A 14,414-nucleotide genomic window follows, 5' to 3' on the forward strand; every position below is an offset into this window, starting at 1 on the left:
GCGGTCGAAGCGGCCTGCGGTTCCGGTACAATCCCGTTATTCGCATCCCGAATTCCCTAACGTTATGACACAGATTACCGGCAGCATCGTTGCCATCGTCACCCCGATGCAAGAGGACGGCAGCCTGGACTTCCCGGCCCTGCGCGCACTGGTCGACTGGCACGTTGCCGAAGGCACCGACGCCATCGTGATCGTGGGCACTACCGGCGAGTCCCCGACGGTGACCGTCGAGGAGCACTGCGAACTGATCCGCGTTGCCGTCGAACAGGCCGGCAAGCGCATCCCGATCATCGCGGGCACCGGCGGCAATTCCACCAAGGAAGCCATCGAGCTGACCGCCTTCGCCAAGAAGGTGGGCGCCGATGCCTCGCTGCAGGTCGTGCCGTACTACAACAAGCCGACCCAGGAAGGCATGTACCGGCATTTCCGCACCATCGCCGAGGCGGTGGAGCTGCCGGTGCTGCTGTACAACGTCCCCGGCCGCACGGTCGCGGACATGAACAACGAGACCATCCTGCGCCTGGCGCAGGTGCCGGGCATCGTCGGCGTCAAGGAAGCGACCGGCAATATCGACCGTGCCGCGCAGCTGATCAAGGGCACGCCGGAAGGTTTCGCCATCTACAGCGGCGACGATCCCACCGCGGTGGCGCTGATCCTGCTGGGCGGCCACGGCAATATCTCGGTGACCGCCAACGTGGCGCCGCGCAAGATGCACGAGATGTGCGTGGCGGCACTGAAGGGCGACGTCGTGACCGCGCGCCGCCTGCATATGGAACTGATCGGGCTGAACCAGGCCATGTTCATCGAAGCCAATCCGATCCCGGTCAAGTGGGCGCTCCAGCAGATGGGCAAGATGGCAGGCGGTATCCGCCTGCCGCTGACCCCGCTGTCCGAGGGCAACCACGACTACGTACGCAAGGCACTGGCCGCCGCCGGCCTGCTGGCCTGATTTTCCGCGGCGTCCTGCTGTCCGCCTTACCTACTAGGATTGCGTGTCAATGAAACTGAAGCTTAACCGCCGTGGCGCGACGCAAGTCCGCCGCGCCGCCCTGGTTGTGCCCGTGCTTGCAGCCGGTGTGTTGACCGGCTGCAGCAGCCTCAACGAGGCCATGCAGCCCGACAAGATCGACTACAAGTCGTCGGCCTCGAAGCGCACGCCCACGCTCGACGTGCCGCCCGACCTGACCAAGCTGGAAGGCGACCGCCGCTATTCGGTGCCCGATGCCAACGGCACCTCGACGCTGTCGACCTACAGCCAGGCCACCAAGGTGCGCGAGCAATCGCCGACCGAGAACGTGCTGCCGTCGGCGCAGGGCATCCGCATGGAGCGCGACGGCAACCAGCGCTGGCTGGTGATCAGCAACGGCATGCGCGGCGACCAGCTGTGGCAGCAACTGCGCGGCTTCTGGCAGGAAAGCGGTTTCCTGCTGGTGCAGGACTCGCCCGAGACCGGCATCATGGAAACCGACTGGGCCGAGAACCGCGCCAAGATCCCGCAGGACATCATCCGCAACACCATCGGCAAGGTGTTCGACGGCCTGTACTCGACCTCGGAGCGCGACAAGTTCCGCACCCGCGTCGAGCGCGCGCAGAACGGCACGCTGGAAGTCTTCATCAGCCACCGCGGCGCGCAGGAACAGCTGACCGGCATCGACAAGTCGAGCACGGTGTGGACCCCGCGCCCGGCCGATCCTGAGCTGGAAGCCGAATTCCTGTCGCGCCTGGCCCAGCGCCTGGGCGTGCAGAAGGAGCAGGCCGACCGCATGGCCCAGAACCCGACGCCGGCCGGCAATACCGCCGCGGCGGCGACCGCTGCCGCCGGGACCACGGCTGCCGCTGGTGCCGCTGCCGCTGCCGGCGCCGACGGTGCCGCGCCGAACAAGTCGTACCTGGCCCAGGTCAACGGCGCCCCGGCGCTGCAGCTGCCCGAACCGTTCGACCGCGCCTGGCGCTCGGTGGGGCTGTCGCTGGACCGCGTCAACTTCACCGTCGAAGACCGCGATCGCGCGCAAGGGCTGTACTACGTGCGCTATGTCGACCCGCGCAACACGGTCGACAACCGCGGCTTCTTCTCCAAGCTGTTCACCAAGCCGGACGATCCCAAGACCGCCAAGAAGTACCGCGTCTCGCTCAAGGGCACGGGCAGCGGCACGCTGGTGACGGTGCTCAACGACGCCGGCCAGCCCGAGAACGGCGAAGTCGGCAAGCGCATCCTGTCGCTGCTCGACGAGCAACTGCACTGAGCCGGCGCATGAGTGCTGGCTTGCCAGCCGGCCGTCCTGGCCGGTGCCTGGCGGGGAGGGCGCGGCCATGATGCGCTTCGCCTTCCTCGGCAGCGGCAGCGAGGGCAACTCGCTGCTGATCGAATCCCGCGAACACACCACCACCACGCGCGTGCTGCTGGACTGCGGCTTCGGCATCCGCGAGACCGCCCGGCGCCTGGAGCGCCTGGGCGTCACGCCGGACCAGCTCGACGCCGTGCTGGTCACGCATGAGCATGGCGACCATGTCGGTTCGGCCTATGCCTTTGCCGCGCGCCATCGCCTGACGGTCTATACCAGCCACGGCACCTGGCTGGCCACCTCGCACCTGCGCGGCGCCGACGTGGCCGACGTGCGGGTTTGCTGTGCCGACCACGGCTTCGCCATCGGCGGCCTGCAGGTGCTGCCCTACACCGTGCCGCACGACGCGCGCGAGCCGGTGCAGTTCGTGCTGTCGGACGGGCAGGCACGGCTCGGTGTGCTGACCGATGCGGGGATGGAAACGCCTTACGTGACCACGCGCCTGGCGGGCGTCGATGCGCTGGTGCTCGAATGCAACCATGACCGCGAGATGCTGCGCAATTCCGTCTATCCGGCCTCGCTCAAGCGGCGCATCGGCGGCGACTTCGGCCACCTGGCCAATGAAGTGGCGGCCAGCATCCTGGCGCAGGTAGCCCATGACGGGCTGAACCGCGTGGTGGCGGCCCACCTGAGCAAGCAGAACAACACGCGCGAGCTGGCCACCGGTGCGCTGGCGGCGGCGCTGGGCGCAAGCCCGAGCGAAGTGCTGGTGGCGGATCAGGACGAAGGCCTGGCGTGGCAGGCGGTGCGGGCCTGAGGCCCGGCGCAGCAGGGGCCGTGCGAGGGCGCGCCCCAAAAACAAAAACCGGCCCGAAGGCCGGTTTTTTTATCGGTCAGAAACCGATTACTGCTTGGCGGCCGGAGCCGAAGCGTCAGCAGCCGGAGCCGAGGCGTCAGCAGCCGGGGCCGAAGCGTCAGCAGCCGGAGCGGCCGGGGCTTCAGCAGCCGGAGCCGAAGCTTCAGCAGCCGGAGCGGTAGCAGCCGGAGCAGCCGTGTCAGCGGCCGGAGCGGCAGCTTCTTCCTTCTTGCCGCAAGCAGCGAGAGCAACAGCGGCCAGCAGCGATGCGATCAGGAGAGACTTCTTCATTGTTCGTCCTTTAACTTGTAATAACGAAAAACAGGCGATGAATAATTACCGGTAATTATCGCTCTTGAACTGCAAAATTAGGCCCTCCCGGGTGCCGACATATGCAGTGGTCCACAGTACTAGCCAGCCAACGATTATATCCGCGTTTTCCCGGCTTGTGTAGCGCCGAAATTTGCTGATTCGCAATGTTACGCATTATTACAGCCGCGGCCCCAATTGCAACCATCCTTCCAGGGTCCAGTGATGGAATGTTTCCATCAGATCGGGCAGTTCGGCACAGTTTCCAACCTCCTGCGCACTAAGCTGCCGATTATCGGCCAACTTCTTCAGCCACGGCATCAATTCGGCCGGCGGCTCGTAGGCTTCTCCATTCAGGAAGAAATTGGCCCGGTCGTAAAGCGCAATCGATGCCGGCGCCAGCACCACCCCATGCCGGGACGCCAGTGTCGCATAACGGCGCAACGGCATGTCAGCGATCTCTGCAAATTCAACGCCAGGCTTGGGCTCGGACAGATGGCTGCCGAGGAATTCCGACACCATCTGGCTGTTCCATTGCAGTGACTTGAGCCGTTCCGCCACCGCCTTGGCCATGCCCGCCGGCAATTGCGCGGGACGGGTCGCGGCGCGCTCGCCGGCATCGGCATAACGACCGCCGAGCTCCTCGTTGTCTTCCACCGTTTCCGACAGCCACGCCAGGAAGTGCCCCGCCAATTCGCGATAGGCGGGCGCGCGGAAACCGATCGAGCAGGTCATGCATTCGCCCTCGGCAATACCATCGTGCGCATATTGCGGCGGCAGGTACAGCATGTCGCCCGGTTCGAGTACCCATTCCTGTTCCGCGCTGAAGTCGGCAAGGATCTTCAGCGGCATGTCGGGGATCAGCTCGAGGCTGGTCTGTGACGAAATGCGCCAGCGGCGCCGGCCCGAGACTTGCAGCAGGAACACGTCATACGAGTCGAAGTGCGGCCCCACGCCGCCGCCATCGGTGGCGTAGCTGATCATCACGTCGTCGAGGCGGGCATCGGGCACGAAGCGGAAGCGGCCCATCAGTTCCGCCGCGGCGGCATCGTGCAGGTTGACGCCCTGTACCAGCAGGGTCCACTGGCGGGTCTTGACGCCGGGCAGGTTTTCGCGCGCAAATGGACCATGCGCGAGCTTCCAGCGGTTGCGGAAGTGCGTCACCAGGCGCGATTCGACATCGTCGCGATCGGCGAGGTCGAAAAGCGCATCGCGCGACACCGGCGGCACAATTCCCGGCACCGCCTGTCGAATGAGCAAGGGCTTGCGATGCCAGACATCCCGCATGAATGCAGCAGGCGTCATGCCACCAAGCAGGTCGAGCGGAGTGTCTGGATCGACGGGGCCAGGGGGCAGGGCCTGCGCGTATAATGCGGAATCGTTCATGGAGTCAAGAATTGAAAATCGCTAAGAACACGGTGGTGTCCGTGATGTACAAGCTATCGGACGCGCAAGGCAATCTGATCGAGGAGTCAGATGAAGCCATGGTCTATTTGCACGGCGGCTATGATGGCACGTTCCCCAAGATCGAGGAAGCGCTCGACGGCCATGACACCGGCTTCGAGACACAGCTGCAGCTGGAGCCGGAAGACGCGTTCGGCGACTACGATGCCGACCTGGTGAAGGTCGAGCCGCGCAACCGCTTCCCCGAGCCGCTCGAAGTCGGCATGCAGTTCGAAGGCATGCCCGAGGACGGCGACGAAGAAGACTCCGTCATCTACACCGTGACCGACGTGGCCGAGGACAAGGTCGTGCTGGACGGCAACCATCCGCTGGCCGGCATGGCGCTGCGCTTCTGGCTGAAGGTTTCGGAAGTGCGCGAGGCCACCGCCGAGGAAGTCGAACATGGCCACGCCCACGGCGCCTCGGGCGTTGAAGTGGTGGACGAAGACGAGGACGACGATACCCCGCGCACGCTGCACTGAGCTTTCGCTTGCAGTGCTGTCATCAGGAAGCCGGCCGTTGCCGGCTTCTTTGCTTTGGCGCGCGCGTCAGTTCGGCGCCGGGGCATCCTTCAGCACCACCGCGAACGGCGACGCCGCGGCGGGCGTGATCACCAGCTCGGCCCATTGCGAGATCGAGCTGGCCGGCAGCGACACGCGCGTAAAGTTCTGCAGCACCTTGCCCCCCGCGTCGCGCAGCGGCTTGTCGATGCCGAAGCCGCTGTCGGCGCCGCTGCCGGCGGCGTGCACCAGCAACACCTGGCCGTTGAAGCGCGCGCTCAGGTCACGCAGCTGCCGCTTGAATTCGAGGTAGCCGTCGCGCGTGCGATGGCGCATGAAGCCGTCGAGCAGCGTGGGCCGTCCTTTCTTTTCCCAGCCGTTGGCGAAATGCGGATCGGCATGGGCCACCACGACGATGCCATTCAGGTCGCGCTGGCGCGCTACCGAGAATGCGCGCGCCAGCCATTGCCGGTTGGCTTCGCGCCGGTCCTCGAATTCGCTGTTGCGGCCGCCTTCGTCGCGGTAGTGGTTGTTGTCGCCCGGCACGTTCAGGCCGACGATCAGCACGTCGCCGACACTGATGCGCATGTTCTCGCGGAAGCTGCGGAACAGCGCCTGGTCCGATTGCCGCACCAGCGGCCGCGTCTGCCGTCCGAGCGTGGCGTCTTCCGGAAAGAACAGCTCGCGCAGCCGGCTCAGCCGCTCGACCGGGTCGAAGCTGCCGTTGACCGGCAGCCGGCATTCGGACCAGTCGGTTTCGCCCGGCACATAGACCAGCGGCAGCGGCGACTGGCTCAGCAGCTGCTGGCGGCTGCTGAGCACGGCGTCGCTGCATGACTCCGTATCGCCCTTGATGCCGCCGGCATGGATCACCAGGTTCAGCTTGCGCTCGGCGAAGTGGTCGAGCAGCGTTGCCAGATTGGCTTCCGCGGCGGGCCATTGCGGCAGGTCGGCGATCAGCGCGACGCGCACCACCTGCGGCTTGGCCGGTGCCCGCGCCGCCAGCGCGTGCGGCGCCGCAGCCGCCATGGCCGCCAGGCACAGCCATGGCAGCAGCAGGCTCGGCAGGGCCCGGCGCAGCGCCTTCATGCCGTATCGACCGTATCGACCACCGCGCCCGCCAGCGCCTTGAGCCGGTACAGCGCCTCCAGCGCCGCGCGCGGCGTCAGCGTGTCCGGATCCATATCGGCCAGCGCGTCGATCACGGCAGCCTGCTCGGGCGCCAGCGCGGGGGCGGTAGCGGCCGCGGCGGCATCGTCATCGTCCCAGGCGTCGTCGCCGTCCGGCGTCGGCGGCGCGGCGAACAGGTCGAGCTGCGGCGTGGGCGTGGCATCGGCGGATTGCTGCTCCAGCCACGCCAGGTGCTTGCGCGCGGCGCGGATCACCGGCTGCGGCACGCCGGCCAGTTGCGCCACCTGCAGGCCGTAGCTCTGGCTGGCCGGGCCGTCCTGCACCGCGTGCAGGAACACGATGCCGTCACCATGCTCGACCGCCGACAGGTGCACGTTGGCCGCCTGCGGGAACTCCTGCGGCAGCTGCGTCAGTTCGAAGTAATGCGTGGCGAACAGGGTATGGCTGCGGTTGTGCGACAGCAGGTGGCGCGCGATCGCCCACGCTAGCGCCAGGCCGTCGAAGGTCGAGGTGCCGCGCCCAATCTCGTCCATCAGCACCAGCGATGCCGGCGTGGCGTGATGCAGGATGCCGGCGGCCTCGGTCATTTCGACCATGAAGGTCGAGCGCCCGCCGGCCAGGTCATCGGCGGCGCCGATGCGGGTGAAGATGCGATCGATCGGCCCGATCACCGCCCGCCGCGCCGGCACATAGGCGCCAACGCAGGCCAGCAGCACGATCAGCGCAGTCTGGCGCATGAAGGTCGATTTACCGCCCATGTTCGGGCCGGTGATCAGCAACAGCTTGCGTGCCTCGTTGAGCTGGCAGTCGTTGGCGATGAATGCCACCGACTCCGCCGCGAGCTGGCCCTCGACCACCGGATGGCGGCCCTGCACGATGTCGACCACGTTCTCGGCGACGCGCTCGGGCGCCGACCAGTCCAGCGTCTGCGCGCGTTCGGCCAGTGCCGCCAGCACGTCCAGCCGCGCCAGCGCGGCGGCGACGCGCTGCAGCTCGCCGATATGCGGCAGCAGTGCCTGCAGCAGGCCATCGTAGAGCTGCTTCTCGCGCGCCAGCGCGCGGTCCTGCGCCGACAGCGCCTTGTCCTCGAAGGCCTTGAGCTCAGGCGTGATGTAGCGTTCGGCGTTCTTCAGGGTCTGGCGGCGGCGGTAGTCGTCGGGCACCTTGTCGGCCTGGCCGTTGGTGACCTCGATATAGAAGCCGTGCACGCGGTTGAACTCGACGCGCAGGTTGGCAATGCCGGTGCGCGCGCGTTCGCGCGCCTCCAGGTCGATCAGGAACTGGCCGCAGTTTTCGGAGATATCGCGCAGCTCGTCGAGCTCAGCATCGAAGCCGCGCGCGATCACGCCGCCATCGCGTACCACGGTGGCGGGCTCTTCGGCGACCGCGCGCACCAGCAGGTCCAGGCAGCCGTGCGGCACGGCCAGGTCCTGCAGGGTCTGCGCCAGCAGCAGGCTGCCCTGGTCGTCCTGCAGGCAGGCCTGCACCTCGGGCAGCGCGCGCAGCGTGTCGCGCAGCGACGACAGGTCGCGTGGGCGCGCATTGAGCAGCGCCAGCCGCGAGGTGATGCGCTCGACGTCGGCGAGCCGGCGCAGCGCCCCGCGCAGCGCGTCGGTACCCTGGTCGATCAGCACGCCGATGGCCTGCTGGCGCGCCTGCGGCACCGCCGGATCGCGCAGCGGGTGGTGCAGCCAGTGGCGCAGCGCGCGGCTGCCCATGGCGGTGCAGCAGGTGTCCAGCAGCGAGAACAGCGTCGGCGACTCGCCGCCGCGCAGGGTTTCGGTCAGTTCCAGGTTGCGCCGCGTGGCGGAGTCCAGTCCCACGTACTCCGATTCGCGTTCGACCTTCACGCCCTGCACATGGCGCAGCGACTGGCCCTGCGTGGTGGCGGCGTAGTTCAGCAGTGCGCCCGCCGCGCCAAGCGCGGCGCCCAGCCCGGCACAGCCGAACGGGTCCAGGCTGGCCACGCCCAGCTGCTCGCGCAGCCGGCGCGTGCCGGCGTCCTGGTCGAAATGCCATTCCGGCAGGCGCGTGCGCGCGCACGCCAGCGCCGGCAGCTCGATGCCATCGGCATACAGCAGCTCGGCCGGGCGGATGCGCTCCAGCTCGCGGCCCAGCAGCGCCGCTTCGCATTCCATCAGGCGCAGCTCCCCGCTGGCCAGGTTCAGCCATGCCAGCCCGGTCTTGCTGACGCCGCGGCGCGTGGTCTGCTGGTGCACCGCCATCAAGAACGTATCGGCCTTGTCCGGCAGCAGCGCGGCGTCGGTCAGCGTGCCAGGGGTGACGATGCGCACCACCTTGCGCTCGACCGGACCCTTGCTGGTGGCGGGGTCGCCGATCTGCTCGCAGATCGCCACCGACTCGCCCAGCTTTACCAGCCGCGCCAGGTACTGGTCGGCCGAATGGAAGGGGATGCCGGCCATGCGGATCGGCACGCCATTCGACGCGCCGCGCGCGGTCAGCGTGATGTCGAGCAGGCGCGCGGCCTTCTCGGCATCGTCATGAAAGAGTTCGTAGAAGTCACCCATGCGGTAGAACAGCAGGGTGTCGGGGTGGTCCGCCTTGATGCGTAGATATTGCTGCATCATGGGCGTGTGGCGGCTGCCTGCGGCGTCTGCCGGTGCCTGTTCAGGGTCGGTTTTCTTCTGCAATCCCATTGCCATTTAGCCTGTCTGGCGGTGGGCCTGCGTCGTGCCGCCCGATCCGCGCCGAGCGCACCTTGCGTGCCAGGAAAAGCGCCCCCGCGGGGGCGGGCCGGGCGCTGCTCCGGCGGCCGGTGGCCGCGGCACGAAGGGGCGTTTTCGAATATGGGCGATATGGTACAGCACGGTGCTGCCGCCGAAAGGACGCAGAGGGTCGCCGAAAGGCCGGCGACGTGGCGCAGGCGCGCTGCGCCGGCCCCGGATCAGCGGAACACCAGCACCGGGATGTCGCTATGGGTCAGCACTTTCTGCGTTTCGCTGCCCAGCAGCAGGCCGCTGAGTCCGCGGCGGCCGTGCGAGGCCATGAAGATGACATCGCAGCCCAGGTCCCGGGCGGCATGGATGATGCCCTGGTACGGCGCCGAAGCGCTGGAGACGTGGCCGCTGCATGGCACGCCGGCCAGCGCGGCCGCGGACTCGACCCTGGACAGTTCCTGGCGCGCCTCGGCTTCGACGCGCTGCTGGTAGGCGTCGCGCTTTTCGTGCGAGCTGTCGCTGGTCAGCACATAGGGATAGCTCTCCACGCACATGTAGGGCGTGAGCCGTGCCCCGGCGGTGCGGGCAAACTGGATGCCGGCGGAGACGGCCTGGTGCGAAAGCTCCGAGCCGTCGACGGGGAGCAGGATGTGCTTGAACATGGGATCCTTTCTTGTTGTGTGAAACGCATGGCGAAAATCGGGCAAGCAGAGGGCGGTGCCTTGCGCTGCCGCCCCGTGCTCAGTTGGCCAGCGCGCGCCCGACGATGAGCGGATCCGGCTGGCCGATGGCGGTGGTGTCGCGGTTGGCATAGGGAAAGCGCGACAGGATGTAGCGCAGCGCATTGAGCCGCGCGCGCTTCTTGCAATCGGAGCGGATCACGGTCCAGGGCGCATCGGCGGTATCGGTATGCGCGAACATCGCCTCCTTGGCGCGGGTGTACTCGTCCCATTTGTCGAGCGAGGCGACGTCGACCGGGCTGAGCTTCCATTGCTTGAGCGGATGGATCTCGCGCTCGCGGAAGCGCCGGCGCTGCTCCTTCTGGCTGACCGAGAACCAGAACTTGAACAGGTGGATGCCGCTGCGCACCAGGTGCCGCTCGAAATCCGGCGCCTGCTGCAGGAAGTCCTGGTATTCGCGGGTCGAGCAGAAGCCCATCACATGTTCGACGCCGGCGCGGTTGTACCAGGAGCGGTCGAACAGCACGATCTCGCCCGCCGAGGGCAGGTGCTGCACGTAGCGCTGGAAGTACCATTGCCCGCGCTCGGCCTCGGTGGGCTTTTCCAGCGCCACCACGCGCGCGCCGCGCGGGTTCATGTGTTCCATGAAGCGTTTGATGGTGCCGCCCTTGCCGGCGGCGTCGCGGCCTTCGAACAGGATCACCACGCGCTGGCCGGTCTCGCGCACCCAGGCCTGGAACTTGAGCAGTTCCACCTGCAGGCGGTACTTCTGCTTCTCGTAATTGCGCCGCGACATCAGGTTCTGGTATGGGTATGCGCCTTCGCGCCAGCCGGCGGACAGCTCATCGTCCGGGTGGCGCTGGCGGCCAGCCTGCCAGGCGGCCGGGTCGCCTTCGAGGATCAGGCTGCGCAATTGCGCGGCCTCGTCCGGCGCCATGCCGTCGAGCAGCGTGCGGATGGCGCCCAGCATGCCGATGCCATCGCCGGCCTGGCTGGCGAGGATGTCCTGCATGCCGCTTGCCGCGAGTTGCACCGCGGCTTCAACGGCACTGTCGACTTCATTGCGCTGCGCCGACAGCGCCGAACGGGTGGGCAGCACATCGCCCCTGGCGGTGACGCGGGGCCGTGTTGCGGTGGGGGTACGGGCGGGCAGGGTATCGCGATCGGTCATCTGCGCGCCTCCGGTCAGGCGGTGGTGCGGCGCAGGATCTGGTAGAGCTGGTCCTTGAGCAGCAGCTTCTCCTTTTTCAGCCGCTCGATCTCGAAGGTGGATGCCGGCACCAGGCCCGCTTCCATGTTGTGGATTTCCTGGTCGAGCGTATTGTGGCGGTGGAACAGCCGCGCAAAGCGGGCGTCCTGCGTCTTGAGGGCGGTGATCTGGTCGCGGTATTCGGGAAACATGCTGGCTCTCCTGTGGCTGGATCCGCGCGCACATGGCGTGGCGCATGGATTCATTCTGGTGAGCGCAGGGCGGCGCGGCCTTGACCAGGATCATGGCTCGCCGGGGAATGAGACGAGGCCGCAATGGGAGACGCCCGGGCATGCGGCCCCGGAAAAACAAACGCCCGCCGGGATGCGGCGGGCGTGCTTGCCTGCATGGCCGCTCAGGCCATCTGCCAGCGTCAGGCGGCGCTGGGCTTGGTGCTCGGTTTGGTGTTGTCCAGCGAGTACGGCGACAGCAGGCGCACCATCTGGGCAAAGGCCTTGGGGTTGCCGGCCAGCACTTCGCCCTGTTCCAGCTGGCGCGGCTCGCCGGCGTAGTTGCCGACCAGGCCGCCCGACTCGGTGATCAGCAGCATGCCGGCGGCCATGTCCCAGGGCTGCAGGCCACGCTCGAAGAAGCCGTCGAGGCGGCCGCAGGCGACGTAGGCCAGGTCCAGCGCGGCGGCGCCCGGGCGGCGCAGGCCGGCGCAGCTGCGCGTCATCAGCGCGAAGATCTCGAGGTACTCTTCCACGCCTTCCAGGTCACGGAACGGGAAGCCGGTGCCGATCAGGCAGTCGGCCAGCTTGTCGCGGCGGGTGACGCGGATGCGGCGGTTGTTGAGGAAGGCGCCGGCGCCCTTGGTGGCGGTGAACAGCTCGTCGCGGGTCGGGTCGTAGACCACCGCCTGCACCGGCGTGCCGCGGTGCAGCTGGGCGATCGAGACCGCGTATTGCGGGAAGCCGTGGATGAAGTTGGTGGTGCCGTCGAGCGGGTCGATGACCCAGGTGTATTCGTGGGTGGCGTCTTCTTCGGTCCAGGACTGGCCGGACTCTTCCGCTAGAATGCCGTGTTCCGGGTAGGCCGTGCGCAGGATCTCGATGATCGCGGCTTCGGCGGCGCGGTCGACCTCGGTAACGAAATCGTTGTGTTGCTTGCGCGAGACGCGCACCAGATCGACGTCGAGCGACGCGCGGTTGATGATGGATCCCGCCTTGCGGGCCGCCTTGATGGCGATATTGAGCATCGGATGCATGAATCTCTCCAGGCCGGCCATGGCCGCGCGGCGGGGCGCCAAAGCGCCGCTCGCCCGCTCATGGGCAGCTGACAACACAACGGATTGTAGAAGAACGTGGGGCGTCGCCGGCCATGTCGCGGGACGCTTCGCACATGTGTCGCGAACGTCTCGCCGGCATGGATAAACCTGGCGCCGCGCCAAAGAAGAACCCCGAATTGTATATGAACCCGGCAATTGATACGAGCCAGCCCGCCACCCCCACGTCAGGCGGGGATGCCTTCGGCCGCGTGCGCTTCGTGCTGGTGGAAACCAGCCATCCTGGCAACGTCGGCTCGGTGGCGCGGGCGATCAAGACCATGGGCTTCGGCAGCCTGGTGCTGGTTTCGCCGCGCGAGCCTGAGGTGCTGCGGCACCCCGACGCCGTTGCCATGGCCAGCGGCGCCGACGACGTGCTGGCCGCCGCCGTGATCGTCGACCAGGTCGACGCGGCCCTGGCCGGGTCCGCGCTGACCGTGGCGATGACCGCGCGCCAGCGCGAGTTCGGGCCGCCGCGGCTGCTGCCGCGCGCCGCCGCCGCGCGTGCGCAACAGACGCTGTGCGGCAGCGGCGACGTGGCGTTCGTGTTCGGCAACGAGCGCTATGGCCTGCCCAACGGGGTGGTGGAGCGCTGCAACGCGGTGACCCATATCCCGGCCAATCCCGCCTATGCCTCGCTGAACCTGGCGCAGGCGGTGCAGCTGGTGGCCTACGAGATGCGCCTGACGCTGCTGGAGGCCGCCCCGGACGCGGGCGCCAATATCGGCTATGCTGGCGAGCCGGCCACGGCCGAACAGGTCGAGGCCATGTTCGGCCACCTGCAGGCCGGACTGGAGGCGATCGGCTTTCTCGATCCGTCCAATCCGCGCAAGCTGATGACCCGGCTGCGCCGTCTGCTGGCGCGCAGCGGCCTCGAGCGCGAGGAAGTGAACATCCTGCGCGGCATTGCCAAGCACATGCTGATTGCCGCGCAGAACCCGTCGGGCCCCCCGGCCGACCGGTGACAGGAGCAAAGGACTGTGGCAACAACCCGTAGCGATGCGATGTGGGACCGGAACGGTGCATGCCGAGGCGGCGTGGCCGGGTGTCCTGCCGCCGCGGGTGGGCGCATGCCCGGTCGATGTTGATCGCAGCATCGCAGCAATGTCCCTGGCGGATCAGGGGCCAAACGCCGGCGCCGCAAGGCGGGCCGGCAAATCCCTTACACTCCTGATCCTCTTCACCGGCCCCCGACCGCGCCGGCGACCCTGCCCCGGGCCCTGTCCCGCGTGGCGCGGCGCACGGCGCGGCACCACGACACGACCAAGATGTTCTCTCGCCTGAAGGAAGATATCGACACCATCATGCTGCGCGATCCCGCCGCGCGCAGCCGCCTGGAAGTCCTGACCTGCTATCCGGGCCTGCACGCGGTGCTGCTGCACCGGGTGGCGCACGCCTGCTGGCGCGCGGGCTGGCACTGGCTGGGGCGCTGGATCTCGCACTGGTCGCGCTTTTTCACCGGCATCGAGATCCATCCGGCGGCGACGCTGGGCCGGCGCGTGTTTATCGACCACGGCATGGGCGTGGTCATCGGCGAGACCGCACAGATCGGCGATGACTGCACCATCTACCAGGGCGTGACGCTGGGCGGCACGTCGCTGTACAAGGGCCAGAAGCGGCATCCGACCCTCGGTGTCGGCGTGGTGGTCAGCGCGGGCGCCAAGGTGCTGGGCGGCTTCGAGGTGGGCGACGGCGCGCGCGTGGGTTCCAACGCGGTGGTGCTGAAGCCGGTGCCGGCGGGCGCGACCGCAGTCGGCATTCCGGCCCGCATCATCCTGCCGGATGCGCCGTCGGTGCAGCAGGGGGCCAGGCAGGAGTTCTCGGCCTACGGCATCACGCCGAATGCCGACGACCCGGTGTCGCTGGCGCTCAAGAGCCTGATCGACAATGCCGCGCTCCAGCATGACCGCATCGAGGCCGTGCTGGCCGCGCTCGACCGGCTCGGCGAACACCTGGAGAACACGCCGAACGATCCGTTCGATGCCAGCGAGCTGCGCAAGCTGATGAAGTAACGGCGCGCGG

14 protein-coding genes are annotated in these 14,414 nt (G+C 67.8%); 6 read left to right on the plus strand and 8 right to left on the minus strand.

What is annotated here, in order from left to right; genetic code table 11:
* The first annotated feature begins 64 nt into the window (after positions 1-64).
* From dapA to C7416_RS15175, 3 genes are all read left to right on the plus strand, one after another.
* Positions 65-949, plus strand: a complete 885-nt coding sequence (gene dapA / locus C7416_RS15165) for a 4-hydroxy-tetrahydrodipicolinate synthase (protein ID WP_111519682.1) — start codon at positions 65-67, stop codon at positions 947-949.
* Positions 950-998: 49 nt separating this feature from the next.
* Positions 999-2,243 (plus strand): outer membrane protein assembly factor BamC, encoded by a 1,245-nt coding sequence (gene bamC, locus C7416_RS15170; protein WP_111519683.1) that lies wholly within the window; start codon positions 999-1,001, stop codon positions 2,241-2,243.
* Positions 2,244-2,310: 67 nt separating this feature from the next.
* Positions 2,311-3,099 (plus strand): MBL fold metallo-hydrolase, encoded by a 789-nt coding sequence (locus tag C7416_RS15175; RefSeq protein ID WP_111519684.1) that lies wholly within the window; start codon positions 2,311-2,313, stop codon positions 3,097-3,099.
* An 87-nt stretch (positions 3,100-3,186) separates the two neighbouring features.
* Here C7416_RS15175 and C7416_RS29330 read toward each other — a convergent pair whose 3' ends face one another.
* Positions 3,187-3,429 (minus strand): hypothetical protein, encoded by a 243-nt coding sequence (locus C7416_RS29330; RefSeq protein ID WP_012352476.1) that lies wholly within the window; start codon positions 3,427-3,429, stop codon positions 3,187-3,189.
* A 198-nt stretch (positions 3,430-3,627) separates the two neighbouring features.
* A complete protein-coding gene (locus C7416_RS15185) occupies positions 3,628-4,833 on the minus strand; it encodes a cupin domain-containing protein (RefSeq protein ID WP_181461248.1) in 1,206 nt (401 codons plus the stop codon).
* Between the two features lie 11 nt (positions 4,834-4,844).
* Here C7416_RS15185 and C7416_RS15190 point away from each other — a divergent pair, with 11 nt between their 5' ends.
* Entirely contained in the window at positions 4,845-5,372 is a 528-nt protein-coding gene (locus C7416_RS15190) for an FKBP-type peptidyl-prolyl cis-trans isomerase (RefSeq protein ID WP_025582242.1), read from the plus strand.
* Positions 5,373-5,438: 66 nt separating this feature from the next.
* Here the strand turns inward: C7416_RS15190 and C7416_RS15195 are convergent, their stop codons facing one another.
* The 6 genes from C7416_RS15195 to C7416_RS15220 all read right to left on the minus strand — a co-directional run bounded on the left by C7416_RS15195 (position 5,439) and on the right by C7416_RS15220 (position 12,335).
* Complete coding sequence (locus C7416_RS15195; RefSeq protein WP_111519686.1) at positions 5,439-6,479, minus strand: hypothetical protein; 1,041 nt, start codon at positions 6,477-6,479, stop codon at positions 5,439-5,441.
* Positions 6,476-9,178, minus strand: coding sequence for a DNA mismatch repair protein MutS (mutS, locus tag C7416_RS15200; RefSeq protein ID WP_111519687.1), 2,703 nt, complete (start codon positions 9,176-9,178; stop codon positions 6,476-6,478). Before mutS ends, C7416_RS15195 begins: the two co-directional genes overlap by 4 nt.
* 248 nt (positions 9,179-9,426) lie before the next feature.
* Positions 9,427-9,861, minus strand: a complete 435-nt coding sequence (locus C7416_RS15205; RefSeq protein ID WP_111519688.1) for a universal stress protein — start codon at positions 9,859-9,861, stop codon at positions 9,427-9,429.
* Positions 9,862-9,940: 79 nt separating this feature from the next.
* Positions 9,941-11,050 (minus strand): polyphosphate kinase 2, encoded by a 1,110-nt coding sequence (gene ppk2 / locus C7416_RS15210; protein ID WP_111519689.1) that lies wholly within the window; start codon positions 11,048-11,050, stop codon positions 9,941-9,943.
* A gap of 14 nt (positions 11,051-11,064) precedes the next feature.
* Entirely contained in the window at positions 11,065-11,280 is a 216-nt protein-coding gene (locus C7416_RS15215) for an HP1242/YdcH family protein (RefSeq protein ID WP_111519690.1), read from the minus strand.
* A 221-nt stretch (positions 11,281-11,501) separates the two neighbouring features.
* Positions 11,502-12,335, minus strand: coding sequence for an inositol monophosphatase family protein (locus tag C7416_RS15220; protein ID WP_111519691.1), 834 nt, complete (start codon positions 12,333-12,335; stop codon positions 11,502-11,504).
* A 203-nt stretch (positions 12,336-12,538) separates the two neighbouring features.
* Here C7416_RS15220 and C7416_RS15225 point away from each other — a divergent pair, with 203 nt between their 5' ends.
* Positions 12,539-13,357 (plus strand): RNA methyltransferase, encoded by an 819-nt coding sequence (locus C7416_RS15225; protein ID WP_373424936.1) that lies wholly within the window; start codon positions 12,539-12,541, stop codon positions 13,355-13,357.
* A gap of 303 nt (positions 13,358-13,660) precedes the next feature.
* On the plus strand, positions 13,661-14,404 hold the full coding sequence (gene cysE / locus C7416_RS15230) for a serine O-acetyltransferase (protein WP_111519896.1): 744 nt from the start codon (positions 13,661-13,663) through the stop codon (positions 14,402-14,404).
* Positions 14,405-14,414: the final 10 nt, after the last annotated feature.

Source organism: Cupriavidus phytorum (assembly GCF_003254285.1).
Taxonomy (GTDB): domain Bacteria; phylum Pseudomonadota; class Gammaproteobacteria; order Burkholderiales; family Burkholderiaceae; genus Cupriavidus; species Cupriavidus phytorum.

What these genes read in the sequence shown, in the direction of transcription:
- dapA (WP_111519682.1), top strand. Translation starts at nt 65, where the DNA reads ATGACACAGATTACCGGCAGCATCGTTGCCATCGTCACCCCGATGCAA.
- bamC (WP_111519683.1), top strand. Translation starts at nt 999, where the DNA reads ATGAAACTGAAGCTTAACCGCCGTGGCGCGACGCAAGTCCGCCGCGCC.
- C7416_RS15175 (WP_111519684.1), top strand. Translation starts at nt 2,311, where the DNA reads ATGATGCGCTTCGCCTTCCTCGGCAGCGGCAGCGAGGGCAACTCGCTG.
- C7416_RS29330 (WP_012352476.1), bottom strand. Translation starts at nt 3,429, where the DNA reads ATGAAGAAGTCTCTCCTGATCGCATCGCTGCTGGCCGCTGTTGCTCTC.
- C7416_RS15185 (WP_181461248.1), bottom strand. Translation starts at nt 4,833, where the DNA reads ATGAACGATTCCGCATTATACGCGCAGGCCCTGCCCCCTGGCCCCGTC.
- C7416_RS15195 (WP_111519686.1), bottom strand. Translation starts at nt 6,479, where the DNA reads ATGAAGGCGCTGCGCCGGGCCCTGCCGAGCCTGCTGCTGCCATGGCTG.
- mutS (WP_111519687.1), bottom strand. Translation starts at nt 9,178, where the DNA reads ATGGGATTGCAGAAGAAAACCGACCCTGAACAGGCACCGGCAGACGCC.
- C7416_RS15205 (WP_111519688.1), bottom strand. Translation starts at nt 9,861, where the DNA reads ATGTTCAAGCACATCCTGCTCCCCGTCGACGGCTCGGAGCTTTCGCAC.
- ppk2 (WP_111519689.1), bottom strand. Translation starts at nt 11,050, where the DNA reads ATGACCGATCGCGATACCCTGCCCGCCCGTACCCCCACCGCAACACGG.
- C7416_RS15215 (WP_111519690.1), bottom strand. Translation starts at nt 11,280, where the DNA reads ATGTTTCCCGAATACCGCGACCAGATCACCGCCCTCAAGACGCAGGAC.
- C7416_RS15220 (WP_111519691.1), bottom strand. Translation starts at nt 12,335, where the DNA reads ATGCATCCGATGCTCAATATCGCCATCAAGGCGGCCCGCAAGGCGGGA.
- C7416_RS15225 (WP_373424936.1), top strand. Translation starts at nt 12,539, where the DNA reads ATGAACCCGGCAATTGATACGAGCCAGCCCGCCACCCCCACGTCAGGC.
- cysE (WP_111519896.1), top strand. Translation starts at nt 13,661, where the DNA reads ATGTTCTCTCGCCTGAAGGAAGATATCGACACCATCATGCTGCGCGAT.